Consider the following 6,155-nt stretch of genomic DNA (forward strand, 5'->3'; position numbering starts at 1 on the left):
TGCGGCAAAACCACCTGGGCCGGATGCGGCCAGCATGTCGCCCAGGTCAAAGCCGCCGTCCCCGCGGCGCAGTGGTGCCCCGGCCATCCCGCCGAACCGCGGCCGCCGCGCTCGTGGCCGTGGCGCAAGCGCCGCTCCTGAACCACTCCGAACTTCACCGACCAGTCAGGAAGAGGACCCGATGATCGGCGACCAGGACACCGTCACCCAGGTGCGCAACCGGCTCCGCCGCGCGCAAGGCCAGCTCGCCGGCGTCATCTCGATGATCGACGAGGGCCGCGATTGCAAGGACGTGGTCACCCAGCTCGCCGCGGTCTCCCGCGCGCTCGACCGGGCCGGGTTCAAGATCATCGCCAGCGGGCTGCGCGAATGCGTCTCCACGGACGGAGAAGGCAACGAGGCCGCGATGACCGAGGAACAGCTCGAGAAGCTCTTCCTCACGCTCGCCTGAGCTCGGCGTCCACGCCGCGGCCGAGCCGGATCGCCGAGACGAGGAAGAAAATCCCGCCCAGGACCGCGTATCCGGCCACGGCTGTCAGCGACGGGTTCGGCGCGCCCGCGCTTAGGATGAAGTTCGCCCCGGCCAGCACGGAGATGCCGCCGCTCAGGATCATCGGCCATTGGCCGCCCATCCCGCGCCTGCCGACCGCCACGATCAGCTGGACCAACCCGGCCGCGACGGCCCACGCACCCCAAACCCGCAGCACCGCCGGGACTCCGGACGCGCTGGCGACCGCGATGCCGATTCCGGCCAGCAGGCTGATCGCGATGTTCACGTACAGCCCGGCCGCACGGGACGAGCGCGCGTCCACGATCGCGGCGGCGACGTCGAACAGCGGATACCCGACGACGAGCACGACCCCGATCGGGCCGACGTGCGACTTCGAGGTGAGAAACAGCAGCGCCGCCCAGACGACGGCGAACGCGAACCGGACGAAATACAGCCGACGCAACGGGGCCGCGGTTGCGGTGGCAGGTGTGTCAACGATGGTCACGGGGATCCTTCCCGGGCACAGGTAGAACGAACGTTCTGTCTCTCTGAGAGCCTGTCGGGACACCCTGGCAGCGTCAAGGCTGAAGGGTCTTTCCGAAGTCTTACGTCGCCAGTCTTACTTCGCCGTCGAGCCGAGGCGGAACCGCAGGATGCCGTCGACGCCCTCAAGGAACGTCTCGCCGACCGCGGCCGCGTCAGTCAGGCAGCCGGACGCCATCGCGCCGTCGCGCAGCAGCACGAAATGCCGTCCCGCGGGCTCCGGCGGAGTGTCGCCGATCTGTGCGAGGAGGTCCGTGATCGTGCGCAGGAACCAGTCCCGGTGCGCGAGGACAGCTTGGTGCACGGGGTGTTCGGGGTCCGGGTACTCCGCCGCCGCGTTCAGGAAGGCGCAGCCGCGGAAGTGCGCGGACTGGATGCTCTCCGCGATGAACGCGGCGATGGCGCGCAGGGCGTCGGCCGCGAGCGGGTTGCCGGAGAGGATTTTGCCGATTCCGTCGCGCTCCATCTCGGAGACGCCCTGGAGATACGCGACGACGAGGTCTTCTTTGCCCGGGAAATGCCGGTACAGCGTGGCCCGGGTGACCTTGGCCTCCGCGACGATCCGGTCGATCCCGACCGAGTGGAGGCCTTCGGCGTAGAAGATCCGGGTGGCCGTCGCGAGCAGCCTCGACCGCGCTTCGGACACCTGGATCTTCTGCACCACAACGGCAACGCTAGCAGAGCCGCGTTACCCGGCCAGGTGGTCGCTGATCTGGGCGAACACCGCCTCCAGCGGCGGCACCGGGACCGACGGCGACATCAGGTGCGATCCGTAGTGCGCGATCACCAGGTCCCGCCCCGGGCTGACTTGCAGGCGCTGGCCGTGGATGCCCCGCGCGCCGAACGTGCCGTGGCCGTCGTCGGGGACCCACCAGAAATTGTGGTAGCCGATCGGCCGCGCGGCACCGGTCGGCAAAGCGCACTGGGCAGGCCCCGGCGGCACGTTGGCCAGGTCGGCGACGACGCGTTCCGGCACGATCTGCCGACCGCCGACCGCCCCGCCGCGACGGAGCATCTCCCCGGTCCGGGCAAGGTCGCGAAGGGTTGCGCTGTAGCGGCCGCAGGCGATCTCCGTGCCAGTCGGATCCAGGCAGTAAGCCCCGTCCTCGTCCGCGCCGAGCCGGGACCAGACCCGTTCGCTCCACAGATCGGCGAGGCTGACGCCGGTGACGCAGCGAAGGGCTTCCGCGACGGCCTCGGTATTTCCGTTGTCGTAGCGGAATTCGGTTCCCGGCGGTGCGACGGCCCTCGCGGTGGCGAGGTGCTCTTTGACACTGGCCGGGCCGGTGTAGCCAGCGGGCCGGGGCACGATGCCGACGGCGGCGAAATACCGTTGTGCCTCAAGGGGTTTGCAGAACGGCCGTCCGCCGTAGTCCATCACCGTGCCCATGTGCAGCAGGTGCTGGATCGTCGCGTCGCCGAACGCGGTGCCCGCCAGTTCCGGTGCGTAGTGGGCCAGCGGCTGATCCGCATCGAGCACGCCTTCGTCCAGGAGCATCGCGGCGAGCAGCCCGGTCCACGACTTCGCGACCGACGCGGACAGGTGGACGTCGTGCGGCCGCATGCCGTGGAAGTACCGCTCGTACACGATCTTTCCCCGGTGCGCCACCAGGATCGCGTCGGTTTCCGCGCTGGCCAGGAACTCGGCCAGGGTGACCTCCGGTGCGCCGACAAGCAGGTCGTCGAGGTCGTGGGAGTCCTCGGGCAGGTCCCAGCGGGGTCCAGGGCCGCGCCACACGCGCCGGGTCGGACCGGTTTCCCTGGCGCGCGTCATGCCCAGGCGGACGAAGGCCGGGTCGACGTAACCGCGGCTCCAATAAGCATTGTCCAGTGTGTACGGAGTGGTCACGGTTTCTCCTTGGCTACGGCGAGTGCGGCGATGCGCCGGGCGTCGCGTTCCGGGCGGACGAAGAACAGCGCGGCCAGCCCGCCCGCGATCATCAGGACACCGGGAATGGCGAAGGCAGTGGCGAAACCGGCCGCCGGTCCGTCGGCAGCCTCGACCAACCGACCGGTGAGATACGGCGCGACCAGCCCGGCGACGGTGACCAGCGCGACGCTGACCGACAACACCGCCCCGCGCTGCGCGGGCGGGCTGATTTCGCTGTTGACTGTCTGCCCGTTGGCGAAAGTGACGCCGTGGAAGCTGAACGCCACGGCGATCAGGACGATCCGCAGCGCGGGTTGCGTGACCGTCGGCAGCAGCACCATCGCCAAGCCCGCCAAGATCAGCACGCAGCCGCCGAGGATGCCGCGGGCGATCCGGCTGGGCACGCCGAGATGCAGCAGCCACTGGGTGATCGCGCCGTGCGCGAAGGTCAGGATCAGCCCGGCCACCCACGGAATCGTCGTGATCGCGGCGGCCTCGCCAGCGCTGTAGCCGAGCGCCATTTCGAGGTAGGACGGCAGCCAGGCCACCATCAGCGTGGACGTCCAGTACGCGCCGAACGCGCCCATGAACCCGCCGAGCCACGTTCCCGACAGCAGGATCCGCCGGTACGGAACGCGGCTGGCCGGGACCGGCGCCGCACCGGCCGGGGCGAGGTCGACCGGGCCGTCGCGGCCGATCACCAGCCACAGCAGGCACCAGACACAGCCCACCAGGAACATGGCCAGGAACGCGGCCCGCCAGCCGAAGTGCACGATCACCACGGTGAGCAGCGGGGTCGCGATCGCCCCGCCCAGCGCGCCGCCGCCGACGATCAGCGCGCTCGGGATGTTGCGCCTGGCGTTGGGAAACCAACTGTAGGCGGCGTGCAAGGCCATCGGCTGCGCGGGCCCTTCGGCGGCGCCGAGCACGATCCGGCTGATCAGGAGCAATCCGACGCCGCTCGCGGCGACCACGGACACCTGCGTCACCGCCCAGACCAGCGCGAGCGCGAGCAGGATCCACCGCGTCGAGATCCGGCTCGACGCGAAGCCGACGGCCAGCGCGCACACGCTGAACAGGAAGAAGAACGCGCTGGACAGCAGGCCGTACTGAGACGGGCTCAGCCCGAACTCGTGCATGATCGGGCGCGCGGCCAGTCCGAGGACGGCCTTGTCGCCGTAGTTGATCAACATGAACAGCAGCAGCATCGCCACCACCGACCAGCGGCGCAGCCAGCTGCTCCTGGCAACGCCGTCCGTGAGCGCGGCCGATCGCGGCCGGGCGCCGGCGGGCTTCATCGCTGGGTCCCGGACGGCAGGAGCAGAGCTTTGGCGATTCCGTTCTTCTGGATTTCCGACGACCCGGTGAGCACCCGGAACATCCGCAAGCGACGGAACAGCCACTCGACCTCGGCCCCGCGGACAAGCCCGGCCTTGCCGTGGATCTGCACCGCCTCGTCGGCGATGCGGAAGGCGTTCTCCGCGACGAACAGCTTGCACATGAACGCCTCCGTGCTCGGTTTGCTGCCGGAGTCCAATTCGGACAGTGCGTCGTACGTCATGGCGCGGGCCGCGTAGTACGAGGTGGCCATGTCGGCGATCTTGTGCTGGATGGACTGCAGCGCCGCCAGCGGGCCGCCGAACACCTGACGGGTGCGCGCGAATTCGATGGTGAGCTCCAATGCGCGGCGGGCGTGGCCGAGCACCGTCGGACAGTGCAGCAGCCGGTTGGTGGTGACCCGGCCGAGCCCGATGCGCAGCCCGTCGCCGACCCGGCCGAGCAGCTGCCGCGGGCCGACATAGCAGTCGTCGAGGATGATGTCGGACTCGATGTGCTGGCCGGACATCGGAACCTCGCCGTCGGCGACCGTGCAGCCCGGCGAGTCCAGATCGACCAGGAACGCCGAATAGCTCTCCTCCTCCCCCGCCATCCGGGCGACCAGCACGGAGAAGTCCGCGATCGGGCCCGCCGAGGAGAACACCTTGTGACCGGTGATCCGCCAGCCGTCGCCGTCCGGGGTCGCCGTGGTGTGCATGGCCCGCACATCCGACCCGGCATTGGTTTCGGTGAGCGAGAAGCAGCACGCGCGCTCGCCGCGAACCACCGGCAACAGGTACCGCTCGCGCTGGTCTTCGGTGGCCGTCGTGAAGATTGCGCCGGCGCGCAGCGGGCCGCCCAGGTCGCCGAGCACACAGTGGTACAGGATCCGGCCGGACGCGCCGACCTCCTCCTTGAGCGCAGCCAATTCGGTGTAGCTCAGGTCGAGGCCGCCGTACTCGCTGGGCAGGTGGACGCCGTAGAAACCCAGCTCCCGGCAGCGTTTCCACACCGGTTCGATCATGGCCCGGGTCAGCGGGGTCTCCGGGGTCAGCCCGAGAGCGGCTTCGTAATCGGCGAGTTCGCCCGCCAGGTATTCGCGCAATCGGCCGACCAGGTCCGCCAGCCGCGGGTTGTCGTCGTATGCCGGGGCAAGGGTGAAGGACATGCCGGGCCTCCTCAGTGGACTTTCCGGGCTTCGCCCGCCCAATACCGGTCCCGCACCGCGCGCCGGTCGATCTTGCCGTTCCGGTTCACCGGGAGTTCGTCGGCGAAATCCACCGAACGGGGTTTCTTGATGCGTGCCAACCTTTCTGCGCAGAACTCGATCAGTTCCTCGGCAGTGACCTCGGATCGGCGAACAACGACCGCCTTGACTGCTTCTCCCCACTGCTCGTCGGGCACGCCCACCACGCACGCCTCGGAAACGGCGGGATGCTCGTAGAGCACGGACTCCACTTCGGTGCAGAAAATGTTGTAGCCGCCGGAGATGATCATGTCCTTCTTGCGGTCCACAATGGGGTTGTTTCATCGTGGTTGTTGCTGGTGGGTGTGGTTGAGCGGGTGTGTTTTGGCTGTGGTGGCCGGGTTTGGTGCGGGACCGGCGTGGCGGCGTGGGCATGGGTGAAGCCCTCGGCAGGATCGAGATGTGAGTCAACCACCCGCCGAGGGCTTCGGCCCTCTTTCCTACCAGGTCGCTCTTCCGCTGTCCCGGCAGACCCTGCAGCTGGTCGCCGGGCTGATCCGCGGGCGGCGCCGGCGGTTGCGGTCACGCTGGCGCAAGGCGACGCCTGCCGGGCAGGCGCTGGTGGTGCTGGCGGTGCTGCGCCACGACCCGCGCCTGGCCGACATCGGCGGCGGCCACGGAGTCTCGGCCTCCACGGTGCGCCGCTGGGTGCTGGAAGTCATCGCCCTGCTCGCCGCCCGCGCCCGGAG

8 protein-coding genes are annotated in these 6,155 nt (G+C 69.4%); 2 read left to right on the forward strand and 6 right to left on the reverse strand.

The window, feature by feature from the left end:
* Nucleotides 1-181 precede the first annotated feature (181 nt).
* A complete protein-coding gene (locus ACFXI3_RS08490; RefSeq protein WP_344274595.1) occupies nt 182-451 on the forward strand; it encodes a metal-sensitive transcriptional regulator in 270 nt (89 codons plus the stop codon).
* Here the strand turns inward: ACFXI3_RS08490 and ACFXI3_RS08495 are convergent.
* The 6 genes from ACFXI3_RS08495 to ACFXI3_RS08520 form a co-directional block, all read right to left on the reverse strand.
* Entirely contained in the window at nt 438-995 is a 558-nt protein-coding gene (locus ACFXI3_RS08495; RefSeq protein ID WP_378398954.1) for a hypothetical protein, read from the reverse strand. The two genes, ACFXI3_RS08490 and ACFXI3_RS08495, sit on opposite strands and share 14 nt — an antisense overlap.
* Before the next feature lie 114 nt (nt 996-1,109).
* Entirely contained in the window at nt 1,110-1,679 is a 570-nt protein-coding gene (locus tag ACFXI3_RS08500) for a TetR/AcrR family transcriptional regulator (RefSeq protein WP_378398966.1), read from the reverse strand.
* A 42-nt stretch (nt 1,680-1,721) separates the two neighbouring features.
* The gene (locus ACFXI3_RS08505; protein WP_378398955.1) at nt 1,722-2,882 is read right to left on the reverse strand and encodes a serine hydrolase domain-containing protein; all 1,161 of its coding nucleotides are present in this window, start codon (nt 2,880-2,882) and stop codon (nt 1,722-1,724) included.
* A complete protein-coding gene (locus ACFXI3_RS08510; protein WP_378398957.1) occupies nt 2,879-4,201 on the reverse strand; it encodes an MFS transporter in 1,323 nt (440 codons plus the stop codon). The genes ACFXI3_RS08505 and ACFXI3_RS08510 overlap by 4 nt, the downstream gene beginning before the upstream one ends.
* Nucleotides 4,198-5,388 carry an acyl-CoA dehydrogenase family protein gene (locus ACFXI3_RS08515; protein WP_378398959.1) on the reverse strand — a complete coding sequence of 397 codons (1,191 nt, stop codon included), beginning with the start codon at nt 5,386-5,388 and terminating at the stop codon, nt 4,198-4,200. The genes ACFXI3_RS08510 and ACFXI3_RS08515 overlap by 4 nt, the downstream gene beginning before the upstream one ends.
* 11 nt (nt 5,389-5,399) lie before the next feature.
* Complete coding sequence (locus ACFXI3_RS08520) at nt 5,400-5,735, reverse strand: class I adenylate-forming enzyme family protein (RefSeq protein WP_378398961.1); 336 nt, start codon at nt 5,733-5,735, stop codon at nt 5,400-5,402.
* A 133-nt stretch (nt 5,736-5,868) separates the two neighbouring features.
* Here ACFXI3_RS08520 and ACFXI3_RS08525 point away from each other — a divergent pair.
* Nucleotides 5,869-6,155 (forward strand): transposase family protein (locus ACFXI3_RS08525; protein WP_378398963.1); only part of this gene is annotated, 287 nt, incomplete at its 3' end.

It is taken from the genome of Amycolatopsis sp. NPDC059235, assembly GCF_042754125.1.
Taxonomy (GTDB): Bacteria; Actinomycetota; Actinomycetes; order Mycobacteriales; family Pseudonocardiaceae; genus Amycolatopsis; species Amycolatopsis albidoflava.